Annotated in this window: 18 protein-coding genes; 16 read left to right on the top strand and 2 right to left on the bottom strand. The window is 59.8% G+C overall.

What is annotated here, in order from left to right; genetic code table 11:
* Positions 1-122 precede the first annotated feature (122 nt).
* Both pocR and pduF read right to left on the bottom strand, forming a co-directional pair.
* Positions 123-1034: a transcriptional regulator PocR gene (pocR, locus tag ACR809_RS04755; protein WP_004181164.1), complete on the bottom strand. Its 912-nt coding sequence runs from the start codon at positions 1032-1034 to the stop codon at positions 123-125.
* Positions 1035-1237: 203 nt separating this feature from the next.
* Positions 1238-2047 (bottom strand): propanediol diffusion facilitator PduF, encoded by an 810-nt coding sequence (gene pduF, locus ACR809_RS04750; protein WP_002915732.1) that lies wholly within the window; start codon positions 2045-2047, stop codon positions 1238-1240.
* A gap of 525 nt (positions 2048-2572) precedes the next feature.
* Between pduF and pduA the strand changes: the two genes are divergently transcribed.
* The 16 genes from pduA to ACR809_RS04670 are packed head-to-tail and all read left to right on the top strand — an operon-like array spanning position 2573 to position 15826.
* A complete protein-coding gene (pduA, locus tag ACR809_RS04745; protein WP_122051083.1) occupies positions 2573-2863 on the top strand; it encodes a propanediol utilization microcompartment protein PduA in 291 nt (96 codons plus the stop codon).
* Positions 2860-3672, top strand: a complete 813-nt coding sequence (gene pduB / locus ACR809_RS04740; protein WP_002915739.1) for a propanediol utilization microcompartment protein PduB — start codon at positions 2860-2862, stop codon at positions 3670-3672. The genes pduA and pduB overlap by 4 nt, the downstream gene beginning before the upstream one ends.
* Before the next feature lie 18 nt (positions 3673-3690).
* On the top strand, positions 3691-5355 hold the full coding sequence (gene pduC / locus ACR809_RS04735) for a propanediol dehydratase large subunit PduC (protein WP_002915744.1): 1665 nt from the start codon (positions 3691-3693) through the stop codon (positions 5353-5355).
* Positions 5356-5365: 10 nt separating this feature from the next.
* Complete coding sequence (gene pduD, locus ACR809_RS04730; RefSeq protein ID WP_122051082.1) at positions 5366-6055, top strand: propanediol dehydratase medium subunit PduD; 690 nt, start codon at positions 5366-5368, stop codon at positions 6053-6055.
* Between the two features lie 14 nt (positions 6056-6069).
* Positions 6070-6594: a propanediol dehydratase small subunit PduE gene (gene pduE / locus ACR809_RS04725; protein ID WP_002915750.1), complete on the top strand. Its 525-nt coding sequence runs from the start codon at positions 6070-6072 to the stop codon at positions 6592-6594.
* 13 nt (positions 6595-6607) lie between these two features.
* Positions 6608-8440, top strand: coding sequence for a diol dehydratase reactivase subunit alpha (locus ACR809_RS04720; RefSeq protein ID WP_004149610.1), 1833 nt, complete (start codon positions 6608-6610; stop codon positions 8438-8440).
* Positions 8430-8780 carry a glycerol dehydratase reactivase beta/small subunit family protein gene (locus ACR809_RS04715; RefSeq protein ID WP_002915803.1) on the top strand — a complete coding sequence of 117 codons (351 nt, stop codon included), beginning with the start codon at positions 8430-8432 and terminating at the stop codon, positions 8778-8780. Before ACR809_RS04720 ends, ACR809_RS04715 begins: the two co-directional genes overlap by 11 nt.
* An 18-nt stretch (positions 8781-8798) precedes the next feature.
* Entirely contained in the window at positions 8799-9074 is a 276-nt protein-coding gene (pduJ, locus tag ACR809_RS04710; protein ID WP_002915806.1) for a propanediol utilization microcompartment protein PduJ, read from the top strand.
* 21 nt (positions 9075-9095) lie between these two features.
* The gene (locus ACR809_RS04705; RefSeq protein ID WP_122051081.1) at positions 9096-9542 is read left to right on the top strand and encodes a BMC domain-containing protein; all 447 of its coding nucleotides are present in this window, start codon (positions 9096-9098) and stop codon (positions 9540-9542) included.
* Positions 9542-10174 carry a phosphate propanoyltransferase gene (locus ACR809_RS04700; RefSeq protein WP_064146047.1) on the top strand — a complete coding sequence of 211 codons (633 nt, stop codon included), beginning with the start codon at positions 9542-9544 and terminating at the stop codon, positions 10172-10174. The genes ACR809_RS04705 and ACR809_RS04700 overlap by 1 nt, the downstream gene beginning before the upstream one ends.
* Positions 10171-10662: a microcompartment protein PduM gene (gene pduM / locus ACR809_RS04695; protein WP_122051080.1), complete on the top strand. Its 492-nt coding sequence runs from the start codon at positions 10171-10173 to the stop codon at positions 10660-10662. The genes ACR809_RS04700 and pduM overlap by 4 nt, the downstream gene beginning before the upstream one ends.
* Positions 10663-10665: 3 nt before the next feature.
* Complete coding sequence (locus tag ACR809_RS04690) at positions 10666-10941, top strand: EutN/CcmL family microcompartment protein (RefSeq protein ID WP_002915814.1); 276 nt, start codon at positions 10666-10668, stop codon at positions 10939-10941.
* Positions 10942-10951: 10 nt separating this feature from the next.
* Positions 10952-11968: a two-domain cob(I)yrinic acid a,c-diamide adenosyltransferase PduO gene (gene pduO / locus ACR809_RS04685; protein WP_004185478.1), complete on the top strand. Its 1017-nt coding sequence runs from the start codon at positions 10952-10954 to the stop codon at positions 11966-11968.
* Positions 11965-13353, top strand: coding sequence for a CoA-acylating propionaldehyde dehydrogenase PduP (pduP, locus tag ACR809_RS04680; RefSeq protein ID WP_004143947.1), 1389 nt, complete (start codon positions 11965-11967; stop codon positions 13351-13353). The genes pduO and pduP overlap by 4 nt, the downstream gene beginning before the upstream one ends.
* An 11-nt stretch (positions 13354-13364) precedes the next feature.
* Positions 13365-14477 carry a 1-propanol dehydrogenase PduQ gene (pduQ, locus tag ACR809_RS04675; RefSeq protein WP_038435662.1) on the top strand — a complete coding sequence of 371 codons (1113 nt, stop codon included), beginning with the start codon at positions 13365-13367 and terminating at the stop codon, positions 14475-14477.
* The gene (locus tag ACR809_RS04670; RefSeq protein WP_004149613.1) at positions 14474-15826 is read left to right on the top strand and encodes a 4Fe-4S dicluster domain-containing protein; all 1353 of its coding nucleotides are present in this window, start codon (positions 14474-14476) and stop codon (positions 15824-15826) included. Before pduQ ends, ACR809_RS04670 begins: the two co-directional genes overlap by 4 nt.
* The last annotated feature ends 2 nt before the right edge of the window (positions 15827-15828 follow it).

The following is a 15828-nucleotide window of genomic DNA, read 5'->3' as shown; positions in this document are numbered from 1 at the left end:
CCCTCGAATATCACTATTTTGTTGCGCTATGACAATTTATTGCTCTACTGTCGTTTTTTTCATTTTATATTGATGAAGATACTCGGGGATATCAAAAATCGGCAATAGCAAAATATTGTCATTTAAAAAGACTCAGTTTGTGATCCGGCATTAATTTGCTGACGAAATGCCTGCGGCGTTACCTGATAGGTCTGGCGAAACACTTTGCAAAAATAGCTGGTTTGCGAAAAACCTAAATTCCGCGCGATGCTGGCGATGCTCCAGTCGCTGTGGCATAGCAGCTCTTTTGCGCTCGCCATCCGCTGCTGATTGACCCAGGCGTTAAAACCGATCCCCTGATACTTTTTAAACAGTTTGCTGAAGTAGTACGGGCTGAGATAGACATGCGCCGCCACATCCTCCAGACGCAGCTCATCGGAGAGATGCGCGTCGATATAGCGCAGCGCCTTCTTCATTTTGCCATCGTGCGGCGAGGGCGCCCGGCTGGCCTGCGCCGGGTCGTTCTGCGACGGGTTATCTTTGATAACCACAAAGTTGAGCTGTTTTTTCAGGCAATTCTCGACGATCAGCTTCAGCAGATCCGCCGAAGCGATAACCCGCGAATAGTCCATCTCCGGCACATCGCGAAACGCCTGGACCAGCGCCGGATCGTCCTGCCAGCGGTCATCGACGTTCAAGATATCAACCAGTTCAACATCATTGCTCAGACGCACCTGCCCGCACAGCACGAAACCGACCAGGTGGCCGGCAATCACCAGCGGGATGGAAAAATCGGTTAACCCCGCATGACAGCGGTAGATACACAGCTGGTCTTTTTTCGAGGCTTCCAGCCCGCCGCAGCGGTCGCTCATGCGACAGCGTCCGCTGTGCTCCGGGTGCTGACGCATCAGCTGGCAAAACGGCGTGAAATTAAACAATTCAGAAATCTCATCACCGTGAATATTGACGACCACAACCGCCAGACTGGTGGCTTGCGCAAAATCCTGTGCGATTTTATTGATGAGTTCTGAGTTTAGGGTACTCGCAGAAATCATGATAAAACCCCTCAGTTAATTTTTTGTTATAAATAAAACATATTTTTCATATTTACCTTTTTTAGCATCAGATCCCATCGACGATAAAAAAGTGCATTGACAATAACAAAAGTCTCCCAACCCGGGGAGACTTTTTGAGCGGTTCGTGATATCGGTTCATGAAATTAGCCTGGCTATTTCACAGATACATTCCCCTTATGACGCTAACGCGTATTTTCTTCCTCCACGCAGGTATGACAGGGCAGATTATTGGCGATAAGAAAACGATAAATTGCGGCGCCGAGGCAGGCCCCTAACAACGGTGCGATAATGGGCACGATAAAATAGGGAATATCTCTTCCCCCGGTCATGGCGATATTGCCCCACCCGGCGAACCAGGTGAACAATTTCGGGCCAAAATCGCGTGCCGGATTCATCGCGAAGCCGGTAAGCGGCCCGGTCGAGGCGCCGATCACCGCCACCAGAATGCCAATCAACAGCGGCGCCAGTGGGCCCTTGGGTACGCCGTTGCCATCATCGGTGAGCGCCATGATCATCCCCATCAGCATCGAGGTGATCACCACCTCCACCAGCGCCGCATGCCAGATGCTGAGCTCAGGCGCCGGGTAGGTGCTGAATATACTGGCCAGCTGCAGGCTTTCCAGGCTGCCGCGCACCATATGATGCACCGTTTCAAATTGCGTAAACAGGGTGCTGTAAAGTATCCAGGCCAGCACGGCGCCGCCAAACGCGCCGGCGACCTGAGCCACGATATAGGGCACCACTTTTCTGCCCGGGAAGCAGGCAAACAGCCACAGGGCGACGGTGACCGCGGGGTTCAGATGTCCCCCCGAAATGCCGGCCGTCAGGTACACCGCCAGAGAAATACCTAGTCCCCAGATAATACAGATCTCCCACAGCCCCAGGCTGGCGCCGGTCAGTTTCAGGGCGCTCAGGCAGCAGATACCAAAAAACAGAAACAGCCCGGTGCCTAAAAACTCGGCGATACATTGCGCGCGTAAAGAACCATTCATTGTGACACCTCGTGACGAAGTTCGTGTCCAGGCCAGCCAACCATCCGCTGGCTCGTTGGGTACGGCGAGGCCCACTATAGAAACCGGCAGCGGCAAAGTGTTGGCATCCTGCGGAAATCGGGCGGCGTAAAGTCGCCGAAGAAGAATAATTTATTGCTATTTGTTCGCGAATCCCTGCAGCAATGGCGGGCGTTCAGGGGGGTATTTTAATTTCCAACTAAATGATAAAAAATTGCGAAAGCGCAGTGCTTATTTTCCAACAAATATCACATCACGCAAAATATCGCATAGCAAAAACAATTTAAAAAATCACCTCTTAAAATGTAAATACGGAGCGTGAATTGCAATATAATCACATTTATACAAACAATAAAATCAAATAAAAACAACGATATAAAATAAAATAAATCCATTTTATATTATATAAAAACCACTATTTTTTCGCTCTCCACCATCAACTCAGCCATTCTTTTTCGCCGCTCCGCCATATAGTTCCCTCACTGGCACATATCCTGCGAGGTCTTTATGCAACAAGAAGCATTAGGAATGGTAGAAACCAAAGGCTTAACCGCAGCCATAGAGGCCGCTGACGCAATGGTTAAGTCGGCCAACGTTTTATTAGTTGGCTATGCAAGGATCGGTTCAGGCCTGGTGACCGTCATCGTGCGTGGCGACGTGGGGGCAGTTAAAGCCGCCACCGACGCCGGTGCCGGTGCCGCCGCAGCCCGCCACGTGGGCGAAGTGAAAGCCGTACACGTCATTCCCCGCCCCCATACCGATGTTGAAAAAATCTTACCGAAGGGGAATAGCCAATGAGCAGCAATGAGCTGGTTGAACAGATCATGGCGCAAGTCATAGCCCGTGTGGCGACGCCAGAGCAGCAGGCGCTTCCCGATACCCCCCATCCCACAGGAGAGACGGCTATGGCAGAGAAAAGCTGCAGCTTAACGGAATTTGTCGGGACCGCCATTGGCGACACCCTCGGGCTGGTCATCGCCAACGTGGATGCCGCGTTGCTGGAGGCGATGAAGCTCGAAAAACGCTATCGCTCTATCGGCATCCTCGGCGCCCGCACCGGCGCCGGGCCGCACATCATGGCCGCCGATGAAGCGGTCAAAGCCACCAACACCGAAGTGGTCAGCATTGAGCTTCCTCGCGACACCAAAGGCGGCGCCGGTCATGGCTCGCTGATTGTGCTGGGCGGGAATGATGTTTCCGACGTCAAACGCGGGATTGAGGTCGCGCTGAAAGAGCTGGACCGTACCTTCGGCGATGTCTACGGCAACGAAGCGGGTCATATTGAGCTGCAGTATACCGCGCGCGCCAGTTATGCCCTGGAAAAAGCGTTCGGTGCCCCACTGGGCCGCGCCTGCGGCATTATCGTCGGCGCCCCGGCGTCCGTTGGCGTGCTGATGGCCGATACCGCGCTGAAATCAGCCAACGTCGAGGTGGTGGCTTACAGCTCACCGGCCCACGGCACCAGTTTCAGCAACGAAGCCATTCTGGTGATTTCCGGCGACTCCGGCGCGGTGCGCCAGGCGGTGATCTCCGCCCGGGAAATCGGCAAAACCGTACTGGCGACGCTGGGCGCCGAACCGAAAAACGATCGCCCCTCCTACATTTAATACCCGCGAGGCTGATTCATGAGATCGAAAAGATTTGAAGCACTGGCGAAACGCCCTGTGAATCAGGATGGTTTCGTTAAGGAGTGGATTGAAGAGGGCTTTATCGCGATGGAAAGCCCTAACGATCCCAAACCTTCTATCCGCATCGTCAACGGCGCGGTGACCGAACTCGACGGTAAACCGGTTGAGCAGTTCGACCTGATTGACCACTTTATCGCGCGCTACGGCATTAATCTCGCCCGGGCCGAAGAAGTGATGGCCATGGATTCGGTTAAGCTCGCCAACATGCTCTGCGACCCGAACGTTAAACGCAGCGACATCGTGCCGCTCACTACCGCGATGACCCCGGCGAAAATCGTGGAAGTGGTGTCGCATATGAACGTGGTCGAGATGATGATGGCGATGCAAAAAATGCGCGCCCGCCGCACGCCGTCCCAGCAGGCGCATGTCACTAATATCAAAGATAATCCGGTACAGATTGCCGCCGACGCCGCTGAAGGCGCATGGCGCGGCTTTGACGAACAGGAGACCACCGTCGCCGTGGCGCGCTACGCGCCGTTCAACGCCATCGCCCTGCTGGTGGGTTCACAGGTTGGCCGCCCCGGCGTCCTCACCCAGTGTTCGCTGGAAGAAGCCACCGAGCTGAAACTGGGCATGCTGGGCCACACCTGCTATGCCGAAACCATTTCGGTATACGGTACGGAACCGGTGTTTACCGATGGCGATGACACCCCGTGGTCGAAAGGCTTCCTCGCCTCCTCCTACGCCTCGCGCGGCCTGAAAATGCGCTTTACCTCCGGTTCCGGTTCTGAAGTACAGATGGGCTATGCCGAAGGCAAATCGATGCTTTATCTCGAAGCGCGCTGCATCTACATCACCAAAGCCGCCGGGGTGCAAGGCCTGCAGAATGGCTCCGTCAGCTGTATCGGCGTACCGTCCGCCGTGCCGTCCGGGATCCGCGCCGTACTGGCGGAAAACCTGATCTGCTCAGCGCTGGATCTGGAGTGCGCCTCCAGCAACGATCAAACCTTTACCCACTCGGATATGCGGCGTACCGCGCGTCTGCTGATGCAGTTCCTGCCAGGCACCGACTTCATCTCCTCCGGTTACTCGGCGGTGCCGAACTACGACAACATGTTCGCCGGTTCCAACGAAGATGCCGAAGACTTCGATGACTACAACGTGATCCAGCGCGACCTGAAGGTCGATGGCGGCCTGCGGCCGGTGCGTGAAGAGGACGTGATCGCCATTCGCAACAAAGCCGCCCGCGCGCTGCAGGCGGTATTTGCCGGCATGGGTTTGCCGCCTATTACGGATGAAGAAGTAGAAGCCGCCACCTACGCCCACGGTTCAAAAGATATGCCTGAGCGCAATATCGTCGAGGACATCAAGTTTGCTCAGGAGATCATCAACAAGAACCGCAACGGCCTGGAAGTGGTGAAAGCCCTGGCGAAAGGCGGCTTCCCCGATGTCGCCCAGGACATGCTCAATATTCAGAAAGCCAAGCTCACCGGCGACTACCTGCATACTTCCGCCATCATTGTTGGCGAGGGCCAGGTGCTCTCGGCCGTGAATGACGTGAACGATTATGCCGGTCCGGCAACAGGCTACCGCCTGCAAGGCGAGCGCTGGGAAGAGATTAAAAATATCCCGGGCGCGCTCGATCCCAATGAACTTGGCTAAGGGGTGAAAAATGGAAATTAACGAAACGCTGCTGCGCCAGATTATCGAAGAGGTGCTGTCGGAGATGAAATCAGGCGCAGATAAGCCGGTCTCCTTTAGCGCGCCTGCGGCTTCTGTCGCCTCTGCCGCACCGGTCGCCGTTGCGCCTGTGTCCGGCAACAGCTTCCTGACGGAAATCGGCGAAGCCAAACCCGGCACGCAGCAGGATGAAGTCATTATTGCCGTCGGGCCAGCGTTTGGTCTGGCGCAAACCGCCAATATCGTCGGCATTCCGCATAAAAATATTCTGCGCGAAGTGATCGCCGGCATTGAGGAAGAAGGCATCAAAGCCCGAGTGATCCGCTGCTTTAAGTCTTCTGACGTCGCCTTCGTGGCAGTGGAAGGCAACCGCCTGAGCGGCTCCGGCATCTCGATCGGTATTCAGTCGAAAGGCACCACCGTCATCCACCAGCGCGGCCTGCCGCCGCTTTCCAATCTGGAACTCTTCCCGCAGGCGCCGCTGCTGACGCTGGAAACCTACCGTCAGATTGGCAAAAACGCCGCGCGCTACGCCAAACGCGAGTCACCGCAGCCGGTGCCGACGCTTAACGATCAGATGGCTCGTCCCAAATACCAGGCGAAGTCGGCCATTTTGCACATTAAAGAGACCAAATACGTGGTGACGGGCAAAAACCCGCAGGAACTGCGCGTGGCGCTTTAACAAAGGATATCCCGATGAATACCGACGCAATTGAATCCATGGTACGCGACGTGCTGAGCCGGATGAACAGCCTACAGGACGGGATAACGCCCGCGCCAGCCGCGCCGACAAACGACACCGTTCGCCAGCCAAAAGTTAGCGACTACCCGTTAGCGACCCGCCATCCGGAGTGGGTCAAAACCGCTACCAATAAAACGCTCGATGACCTGACGCTGGAGAACGTATTAAGCGATCGCGTTACGGCGCAGGACATGCGCATCACTCCGGAAACGCTGCGTATGCAGGCGGCGATCGCCCAGGATGCCGGACGCGATCGGCTGGCGATGAACTTTGAGCGGGCCGCAGAGCTCACCGCGGTTCCCGACGACCGAATCCTTGAGATCTACAACGCCCTGCGCCCATACCGTTCCACCCAGGCGGAGCTACTGGCGATCGCTGATGACCTCGAGCATCGCTACCAGGCACGACTCTGTGCCGCCTTTGTTCGGGAAGCGGCCGGGCTGTACATCGAGCGTAAGAAACTCAAAGGCGACGATTAACAGGGGGGTAAGCATGCGCTATATCGCTGGCATTGATATTGGCAACTCCTCGACAGAAGTCGCCCTGGCGACGGTCGATGACGCAGGTGTGCTGAACATTCGCCACAGCGCGTTGGCTGAAACCACGGGTATAAAAGGCACATTACGAAATGTGTTCGGTATCCAGGAGGCGCTAACGCAGGCGGCAAAAGCGGCCGGCATTCAGCTCAGCGATATTTCGCTTATTCGCATTAACGAAGCCACGCCGGTCATTGGCGATGTGGCGATGGAAACCATCACGGAAACCATCATCACCGAGTCCACCATGATCGGCCATAACCCGAAGACACCCGGCGGCGTCGGACTGGGGGTCGGCATCACCATCACACCAGAGGCGCTGCTGTCCTGCTCCGCGGGCACTCCCTATATTCTGGTGGTCTCCTCGGCCTTTGACTTTGCCGATGTCGCCGCGATGGTCAATGCGGCAACGGCAGCGGGCTATCAGATAACCGGCATTATTTTGCAGCAGGATGACGGCGTGCTGGTCAATAACCGGCTACAGCAACCGCTGCCGGTGATCGACGAAGTTCAGCATATCGACCGGATTCCACTTGGCATGCTGGCGGCCGTCGAGGTCGCTTTACCCGGTAAGATCATCGAAACGCTCTCCAACCCCTACGGTATTGCGACCGTTTTCGATCTCAACGCCGAGGAGACCAAAAATATCGTGCCAATGGCGCGGGCGCTGATTGGCAACCGCTCGGCCGTGGTGGTGAAAACCCCCTCCGGCGACGTCAAGGCCCGCGCTATTCCGGCAGGTAATCTGCTGCTCATCGCTCAGGGGCGCAGCGTACAGGTTGATGTGGCCGCCGGGGCGGAAGCCATCATGAAAGCGGTTGACGGCTGCGGCAAACTGGACAACGTCGCGGGAGAAGCGGGCACCAATATCGGCGGCATGCTAGAGCACGTGCGCCAGACCATGGCGGAGCTTACCAATAAGCCAGCTCAGGAGATCCGCATTCAGGATCTGCTGGCCGTTGATACGGCGGTGCCAGTCAGCGTGACCGGCGGTCTTGCGGGGGAGTTCTCGCTGGAGCAGGCGGTGGGTATCGCCTCGATGGTCAAGTCGGATCGCCTGCAGATGGCCCTCATCGCCCGTGAAATTGAGCACAAACTGCAGATTGCGGTTCAGGTGGGCGGCGCCGAAGCGGAGGCGGCCATTCTTGGGGCGCTCACCACTCCCGGCACCACGCGCCCGCTGGCAATCCTCGATCTGGGCGCCGGGTCGACCGACGCCTCCATTATCAATGCGCAGGGAGAGATCAGCGCCACTCACCTGGCCGGCGCCGGCGATATGGTCACGATGATCATCGCCCGCGAGCTGGGGCTTGAGGACCGCTACCTGGCGGAAGAGATCAAAAAATATCCGCTGGCAAAAGTCGAAAGCCTGTTTCATCTGCGTCATGAAGACGGCAGCGTCCAGTTTTTTCCGTCGGCCTTACCACCGACGGTATTTGCCCGCGTCTGCGTGGTGAAACCGGATGAACTGGTTCCCCTGCCCGGCGATCTGCCGCTGGAGAAAGTGCGCGCCATTCGCCGTAGCGCCAAATCACGCGTCTTTGTCACCAACGCCCTGCGAGCGTTACGCCAGGTGAGCCCTACCGGCAACATTCGCGACATCCCGTTCGTGGTGCTGGTGGGCGGCTCGTCCCTCGATTTCGAGATCCCCCAGCTGGTCACCGACGCGCTGGCGCACTACCGGCTGGTTGCCGGGCGCGGCAATATCCGCGGCTGTGAAGGCCCACGCAATGCGGTCGCCAGCGGATTACTCCTTTCCTGGCAAAAAGGAGGCACACATGGAGAGTAGCGTAGTCGCCCCCGCCATCGTCATTGCCGTCACTGACGAATGCAGCGAACAGTGGCGCGATGTCCTGCTGGGCATTGAAGAGGAAGGCATTCCTTTTGTTCTGCAGCCGCAGACCGGCGGCGATCTTATCCATCACGCCTGGCAGGCGGCGCAGCGTTCGCCGCTGCAGGTAGGCATCGCCTGCGACCGGGAACGGCTCATCGTGCACTACAAAAATTTACCCGCATCAACTCCGTTGTTTTCGCTGATGTATCACCAGAACAGGCTGGCCCGGCGAAACACTGGCAACAATGCGGCTCGTCTCGTCAAAGGGATCCCATTTCGGGATCGCCATGCTTAATCCACAGGAGAACGCAGTATGAATAACGCACTAGGACTGGTTGAAACGAAAGGCCTGGTTGGCGCCATTGAAGCCGCTGATGCAATGGTGAAATCCGCCAACGTGCAGTTGATTGGTTACGAAAAAATTGGCTCCGGGCTGATTACCGTGATGGTCCGCGGAGACGTCGGCGCGGTCAAAGCCGCCGTTGACGCCGGCAGCGCGGCGGCCAGCGTGGTCGGCGAGGTCAAGTCCAGCCATGTGATCCCGCGCCCGCATAGCGATGTTGAGGCCATTCTGCCGAAATCCGTCTGACCCTCAAAAAAGGAGCACCGCGTGAAGCAATCACTGGGATTACTTGAGGTCAGCGGTCTGGCCCTGGCCATCACCTGCGCCGACGCTATGGCGAAAGCGGCCGCCATCACGCTGCTCGCCCTGGAAAAGACCAACGGTTCCGGCTGGATGGTGGTGAAGATCGTCGGTGATGTGGCCTCTGTCCAGGCGGCGGTGATGACCGGGGCCGAACTCGCCGAACGGCAGCAGGGGCTGGTAGCGCAGAAGGTTATCGCCAGGCCCGGGGAAGGCCTGCTGCCGGCCCGCGTCCAGGCGCCTTCACCAGCGCCTGACGTCGCCGTGACGGAGGAGAACACGGCCCTCACAGACGCCCCCTCCCACTCTACGGAGCGGGTGACCTGCAACCTGTGCCTGGACCCACACTGCCCACGACAAAAAGGCGATCCCCGCTCGCAGTGCCTGCACGCCGGTAAACGAGGTGACGCGTAATGGATAAACAACAGCTGGCTTCGACAGTCAACAAAGTGCTGGATGAGATGCGCCAGCGTCCCATTCCAATCGGTATCTCCAGTCGCCATATCCATTTAGCGGCGGCTGACTATGCCAGGCTTTTTCCCGCGCAGCCCATCCAGCCGAAAAAAGCGCTGCTGCAGCCGGGACAATATGCTGCAGAGCAGACGGTGACCCTGGTTGGCCCCAAAGGGCGATTAAACAACGTGCGCCTGCTCGGCCCTTTGCGCCAGACCAGCCAGGTGGAAATCTCACGCACCGACGCCCGGATCCTCGGTATCGCCGCGCCGCTGCGCATGTCCGGCAATCTGCAGGGCTCGCCGGGGATCCGCCTGATAAGCCCCTTTGCCGAACTGGAGTTGAGCGGCGGGACGATTGTTGCCCAGCGACATATTCATATGTCGCCACTTGATGCGTTGATCCTGCGCGTCTCCCATGGCGATAGCGTCGCGGTGGCGATCGAAGGCAGCGACAGGCGGCTTATCTTCGACAACGTGGCGGTCCGCGTTGCCCCGGATATGCGTCTTGAGATGCACATCGATACTGACGAGGCCAATGCGGCAGGCGCTGACGCTGCGCAAGCCTGGGCAACGCTGGTGACGAAGCCATGAACCACGCGATGCTGCAGCGTATCGTCGAAGAGGTCGCCGCCCGTCTGCGCCATCGCGCCCTCAGCACGGCCACGCTCAGCGTGGCCCAGCTCGGCGAAGCGGATATCCGCAGCCTGCTGTGCCAGCACGCTTCGCTGCGCATCGTGCAGGTGGATTTACCGCTGCTGGAGCAGCTTGCCGGCCAGCGTGCGCTGGCGGCAGCCGGTTGCGCACTGCATGAGGCGATGGCCTGGGGCGTTCGGGTACAGCTAACGCTGCTTCCCGCCCTGCTCCCCGCGCTGGCGGTAAAAAAACTCGCCCGCTTGCCGCTGACGTTCAGCGATCCGCTTGGCCAGCCCGTCAGGCTTCACGCCGCGTTGGTGCTCACCTATGCCGACGTAGCCCGTTTCAGTGGCGGCTATCTGGTGCTGCGCCGCCGTCCCATTATCACCGCCCTCGCCCGCGAAGCGGCCGTCGCGCGGCATGTTCAATTGATTAAGCAGGAGTGAACTATGCATCTGGCACGCGTGACCGGCGCCGTCGTCTCGACGCAAAAATCGCCCTCTCTGAACGGCAAAAAACTGCTGCTGGTGCGCCGGGTAAGCGCGGACGACGATCGTCCGATTCTCCCCACGAGCGGCGATGAAGTGGCGGTAGATTCGGTTGGCGCTGGCGTCGGCGAGCTGGTGCTGCTCTGCAGCGGCTCGAGCGCACGCCACGTTTTCAGCGGCCCGAATGAGGCCATCGATCTTGCCGTCGTGGGCATTGTTGACTCACTTTCACGCTAAGGGGGCGCCTGTGGCTATCTATACCCGAACCGGCGATGCCGGCAGTACATCACTCTTTACCGGCCAGCGGGTCAGCAAGACGCATCCGCGCGTCGAAGCCTACGGCACCCTGGATGAACTGAACGCCATGCTGAGCCTGTGCGTCTGCGCCGTCGCTGAAGAGGAACAGCGCACCCTGCTCGAAGCCCTGCAGCAGCACATTTTTTGGTTCAGCGCGGAGCTCGCCAGCGACAGCGAACAGCCATCACCGGGTAAGCGCTATATCAGCAGCGAAGAGATTGCCCTGCTGGAGCAGACCATCGATCGCGAGATGGCCCGCGTGCCGGCGCTGCACCAGTTTGTATTGCCCGGACGCTGTGAAGCCGCCAGCCGTCTGCACCTGGCCCGCACCGTTGCCAGACGGGCGGAGCGCCGGCTGGTCGAGCTGGCGGCAGAGGTTACTATCCGTCAGATACTGCTGCGTTATCTGAACCGCTTATCTGACTGCCTGTATGCCCTGGCGCGCAGCGAGGATCATGCCGCTCACCAGCGCCGCCTTGTGACGGAGATCGCGGCCCGCTATCTGGCCGCCAGCGGGTCGCCTGCGCCCGACGCGCCCAAAGCCCAGGCCGGGTCGCTCTCCTTTCACGAGCTGCATCAGCTCATCCGTCAGGCCATTGAACACGCCCGCCAGCTGCAGGTGCCGGTGGTGGTCAGCATCGTTGACGCACACGGCACCGAAACCGTGACCTGGCGAATGCCCGATGCGCTGCTGGTCAGCAGCGAGCTGGCGCCGAAAAAAGCCTGGACCGCCGTCGCCATGAAAACCGCCACCCACGAGCTCGCGACGACCGTACAGCCAGGCGCTGCGCTGTACGGTCTGGAGAGCCATCTGCAGGGCAAAGTCGTCACCTTTGGCGGCGGATATCCGCTGTGGCGCGATGGCCAGCTAATAGCCGGCCTCGGCATTAGCGGCGGCAGCGTCGAGCAGGATATGGCTATTGCACAGGCTGCCATGGCGGCCATTAACGTGAGAACTCATCAATGAATACAGCAGAACTGGAAACCCTTATCCGCACCATCCTCAGTGAAAAGCTCGCGCCGACGCCCCCTGCCCCTCAGCAAGAGCAGGGCATTTTCTGCGATGTCGGCAGCGCCATCGACGCCGCTCATCAGGCTTTTCTCCGCTATCAGCAGTGTCCGCTAAAAACCCGCAGCGCCATTATCAGCGCCCTGCGGGAGACGCTGGCCCCCGAGCTGGCGACGCTGGCGGAAGAGAGCGCCACGGAAACCGGCATGGGCAACAAAGAAGATAAATATCTGAAAAATAAAGCCGCTCTTGAAAACACGCCGGGCATAGAGGATCTCACTACCAGCGCCCTCACCGGCGATGGCGGGATGGTGCTGTTTGAGTACTCGCCATTCGGGGTTATTGGCGCCGTGGCGCCCAGCACCAACCCAACGGAAACCATTATCAACAACAGTATCAGCATGCTGGCGGCGGGTAACAGCGTCTATTTCAGCCCCCATCCCGGCGCGAAAAAGGTCTCGTTGAAGCTTATCGCCAGGATCGAAGAGATCGCCTACCGCTGCAGCGGGATCCGTAACCTGGTGGTGACCGTTGCCGAGCCGACCTTTGAAGCCACCCAGCAAATGATGTCCCACCCGCTGATTGCCGTTCTGGCTATCACCGGTGGCCCTGGCATTGTGGCGATGGGCATGAAAAGCGGTAAAAAAGTGATCGGCGCTGGCGCCGGCAATCCGCCGTGCATCGTTGATGAAACCGCCGATCTCGTCAAAGCCGCCGAAGATATCATCAGCGGCGCCGCCTTCGATTACAACCTGCCCTGTATCGCCGAAAAAAGCCTGATCGTCGTCGCCTCCGTCGCTGACCGCCTGATCCAGCAGATGCAGGATTTTGACGCGCTGCTGTTGAGCCGACAGGAGGCCGATACCCTGCGTGCCGTCTGCCTGCCCGACGGCGCGGCGAATAAAAAACTGGTCGGTAAAAGCCCGGCTGCGCTGCTGGCGGCGGCGGGTCTCGCCGTTCCGCCTCGCCCCCCTCGCCTGCTGATAGCCGAGGTGGAGGCGAACGACCCCTGGGTGACCTGCGAGCAGCTGATGCCGGTGCTGCCGATCGTCAGGGTCGCCGACTTTGACAGCGCCCTGGCGCTGGCCCTGCGCGTTGAGGAGGGTCTGCACCACACCGCCATTATGCACTCGCAGAATGTCTCGCGGCTCAATCTGGCGGCACGCACCCTGCAGACCTCCATTTTTGTCAAAAATGGCCCGTCTTACGCGGGAATCGGCGTCGGCGGCGAAGGGTTTACCACCTTCACCATCGCCACGCCAACCGGAGAAGGCACCACCTCCGCGCGGACGTTCGCCCGCCTGCGGCGCTGCGTGTTGACCAACGGTTTTTCCATTCGCTAACCGGGGGCGCCATGCATACCTTTTCTCTGCAAACGCGCCTCTACAGCGGCCCGGGCAGCCTGGCCGCGCTGCAGCGCTTTAGCCATCAGCACATCTGGATCGTCTGCGACGGCTTCCTGGCGCGCTCGCCGCTGCTTGACCGACTGCGCGCCGCGCTGCCCGCCAGCAACCGCGTCAGCGTGTTCAGCGATATTACACCGGATCCGACCATTCACACCGTGGCGAAAGGGATAGCGCAGATGCAGGCCCTGCGTCCGCAGGTGGTGATCGGCTTCGGCGGCGGCTCGGCGATGGATGCCGCCAAGGCTATCGTCTGGTTCAGCCAGCAGGGCGGTCTGCCTGTCGACACCTGCGTGGCGATCCCCACCACCAGCGGTACCGGTTCGGAAGTGACCAGCGCCTGCGTCATCAGCGACCCGGAAAAAGGGATCAAGTACCCGCTGTTCCATGAGGCGCTCTGTCCCGACATGGCGATCATCGACCCGACGCTGATGGTTAGCGTACCGCCCACCATCACAGCCCATACCGGGCTGGACGCGCTGACCCACGCCCTGGAGGCATGGGTCTCGCCGCAGGCCACCGATTTTACCGATGCGCTGGCGGAAAAGGCCGTAAGGCTGGTGTTTCGCGCCCTGCCCGTTGCGATTCGTCAGGGCGACTGCATTGCGACCCGCAGCAAAATGCACAATGCATCAACCCTCGCCGGTATGGCCTTTAGCCAGGCTGGCCTTGGGCTCAATCATGCGATCGCCCATCAGCTTGGCGGCCAGTTTCACCTCCCCCATGGCCTGGCCAATGCGCTGCTGCTGACCGCGGTGATCCGCTTCAATGCCGGCGAGCCGCGAGCGGCTAAGCGCTATGCGCGCCTGGCCAGGGCCTGCCGCTTCTGCCCGCCCGCAGCTGGCGAACAGGAGGCTTTCCAGGCGCTGCTTACCGCGGTGGAAACGCTGAAACAGCAGTGCGCCATTCCCACCCTCAAGGGCGCACTGCAGGAAAAGTATCCCCTTTTCTTATCGCGAATTCCCGCCATGGTGCCGGCCGCGCTGGCCGACGCCACCCTGCGCACCAACCCGCGTCCGGTCGATGGCGCGGCCATCGCGCAACTGCTGGAGAACCTGCAATGAGTGAAGCGATAGTGCCACTATCAAGCATTGATGCAGCGGAGATCCGTGAACGCGTTCGGGCCGCTGGCGTCGTAGGAGCCGGTGGCGCAGGCTTTCCGACCCACATCAAACTGCAGGCCCGGGTGGACACCGTGCTGGTGAACGCCGCCGAATGCGAACCGATGCTGAAGGTTGACCAACAGCTGATGGCTCAGCAGGCTGACCGACTGATTCGCGGCCTGGGTTACGCGATGACCGCCACTGGCGCCCGGGAAGGGATCATTGCCCTGAAGGCGAAATATGCTCCGGCGATTGCGGCACTAACCCCACGACTCCCGGAATGGGCCCGGCTGCATATTCTGCCTGACGTCTATCCGGCCGGGGATGAGGTGCTCACTATCTGGCTGGCGACGGGACGCCGCGTACCACCTGCCGCGCTGCCGGTCAGCGTCGGCGTGGTGGTCAATAACGTGCAGACGGTGCTCAATATCGCCAGAGCCGTGGAACAGGGCTATCCGGTGACTCGCCGGACGTTGACCGTCAATGGCGCCGTCGCCCGTCCGCTGACGCTGGCCGTACCACTGGGTATATCGCTGCGCGAGGTGCTGGATCTGGCCGGCGGCGCGACGGTTGACGATCCGGGGTTTATCAACGGCGGTCCGATGATGGGCTCGCTTATTACCTCCCTCGAGACACCGGTCACCAAAACCACCGGCGGCCTGCTGGTGCTCCCGGGCAACCATCCATTGATCCAGCGACGGCGGCAGGATGAACGAACGCTGCTCGCCATCGCCCGCACCGTCTGTGAACAGTGCCGTTTATGCACAGATTTATGCCCCCGGCACCTGATCGGCCATGAGCTTTCCCCTCATCTGCTGGTGCGGGCGGTGAACTATCGCCAGGCGGCCACCCCGTCGCTGCTGCTCAGCGCCCTGACCTGTTCGGAGTGCAACGTTTGCGAGAGCGTCGCCTGCCCGGTGGGTATTTCCCCCATGCGCATCAACCGTCTGCTGAAACGTGAGCTGAGGGCGAAAAACCTGCGCTACGACGGACCGCTGCGTCCGGCGGACGAGATGGCGAAGCACCGCCTGGTGCCGGTCAAGCGGCTCATCAGCAAACTGGGACTTGATCCCTGGTATCAGGAAGCGCCGCTGACGGCGGTGGAGCCGGAGGTGGCCTGCGTCACCCTGCCCCTGCGCCAGCATATCGGCATCAGCGCCGTGCCCTGCGTCGCGCCGGGAGAGCGGGTAACGCGCGGCCAGGTGCTGGCGGATATCCCCGCCGACGCCCTCGGCGCGCCGGTGCACGCCAGTATTGACGGCCTGGTCTCCGCCATCACGGAGCAGGCCATTACGCTTGTAAGAGGTTAATC

It is taken from the genome of Klebsiella sp. CD33, from assembly GCF_051992865.1.
GTDB classification, from domain to species: Bacteria; Pseudomonadota; Gammaproteobacteria; order Enterobacterales; family Enterobacteriaceae; genus Klebsiella; species Klebsiella pneumoniae.
Note: the sequence above shows the minus strand (reverse complement) of the source record. Positions and strands in the feature narration are given on the sequence as shown.

Bases quoted from the DNA above. Each gene is read 5' to 3' on its own strand.
- pocR (WP_004181164.1), bottom strand. From the start codon at position 1,034: ATGATTTCTGCGAGTACCCTAAACTCAGAACTCATCAATAAAATCGCA.
- pduF (WP_002915732.1), bottom strand. From the start codon at position 2,047: ATGAATGGTTCTTTACGCGCGCAATGTATCGCCGAGTTTTTAGGCACC.
- pduA (WP_122051083.1), top strand. From the start codon at position 2,573: ATGCAACAAGAAGCATTAGGAATGGTAGAAACCAAAGGCTTAACCGCA.
- pduB (WP_002915739.1), top strand. From the start codon at position 2,860: ATGAGCAGCAATGAGCTGGTTGAACAGATCATGGCGCAAGTCATAGCC.
- pduC (WP_002915744.1), top strand. From the start codon at position 3,691: ATGAGATCGAAAAGATTTGAAGCACTGGCGAAACGCCCTGTGAATCAG.
- pduD (WP_122051082.1), top strand. From the start codon at position 5,366: ATGGAAATTAACGAAACGCTGCTGCGCCAGATTATCGAAGAGGTGCTG.
- pduE (WP_002915750.1), top strand. From the start codon at position 6,070: ATGAATACCGACGCAATTGAATCCATGGTACGCGACGTGCTGAGCCGG.
- ACR809_RS04720 (WP_004149610.1), top strand. From the start codon at position 6,608: ATGCGCTATATCGCTGGCATTGATATTGGCAACTCCTCGACAGAAGTC.
- ACR809_RS04715 (WP_002915803.1), top strand. From the start codon at position 8,430: ATGGAGAGTAGCGTAGTCGCCCCCGCCATCGTCATTGCCGTCACTGAC.
- pduJ (WP_002915806.1), top strand. From the start codon at position 8,799: ATGAATAACGCACTAGGACTGGTTGAAACGAAAGGCCTGGTTGGCGCC.
- ACR809_RS04700 (WP_064146047.1), top strand. From the start codon at position 9,542: ATGGATAAACAACAGCTGGCTTCGACAGTCAACAAAGTGCTGGATGAG.
- pduM (WP_122051080.1), top strand. From the start codon at position 10,171: ATGAACCACGCGATGCTGCAGCGTATCGTCGAAGAGGTCGCCGCCCGT.
- ACR809_RS04690 (WP_002915814.1), top strand. From the start codon at position 10,666: ATGCATCTGGCACGCGTGACCGGCGCCGTCGTCTCGACGCAAAAATCG.
- pduP (WP_004143947.1), top strand. From the start codon at position 11,965: ATGAATACAGCAGAACTGGAAACCCTTATCCGCACCATCCTCAGTGAA.
- pduQ (WP_038435662.1), top strand. From the start codon at position 13,365: ATGCATACCTTTTCTCTGCAAACGCGCCTCTACAGCGGCCCGGGCAGC.
- ACR809_RS04670 (WP_004149613.1), top strand. From the start codon at position 14,474: ATGAGTGAAGCGATAGTGCCACTATCAAGCATTGATGCAGCGGAGATC.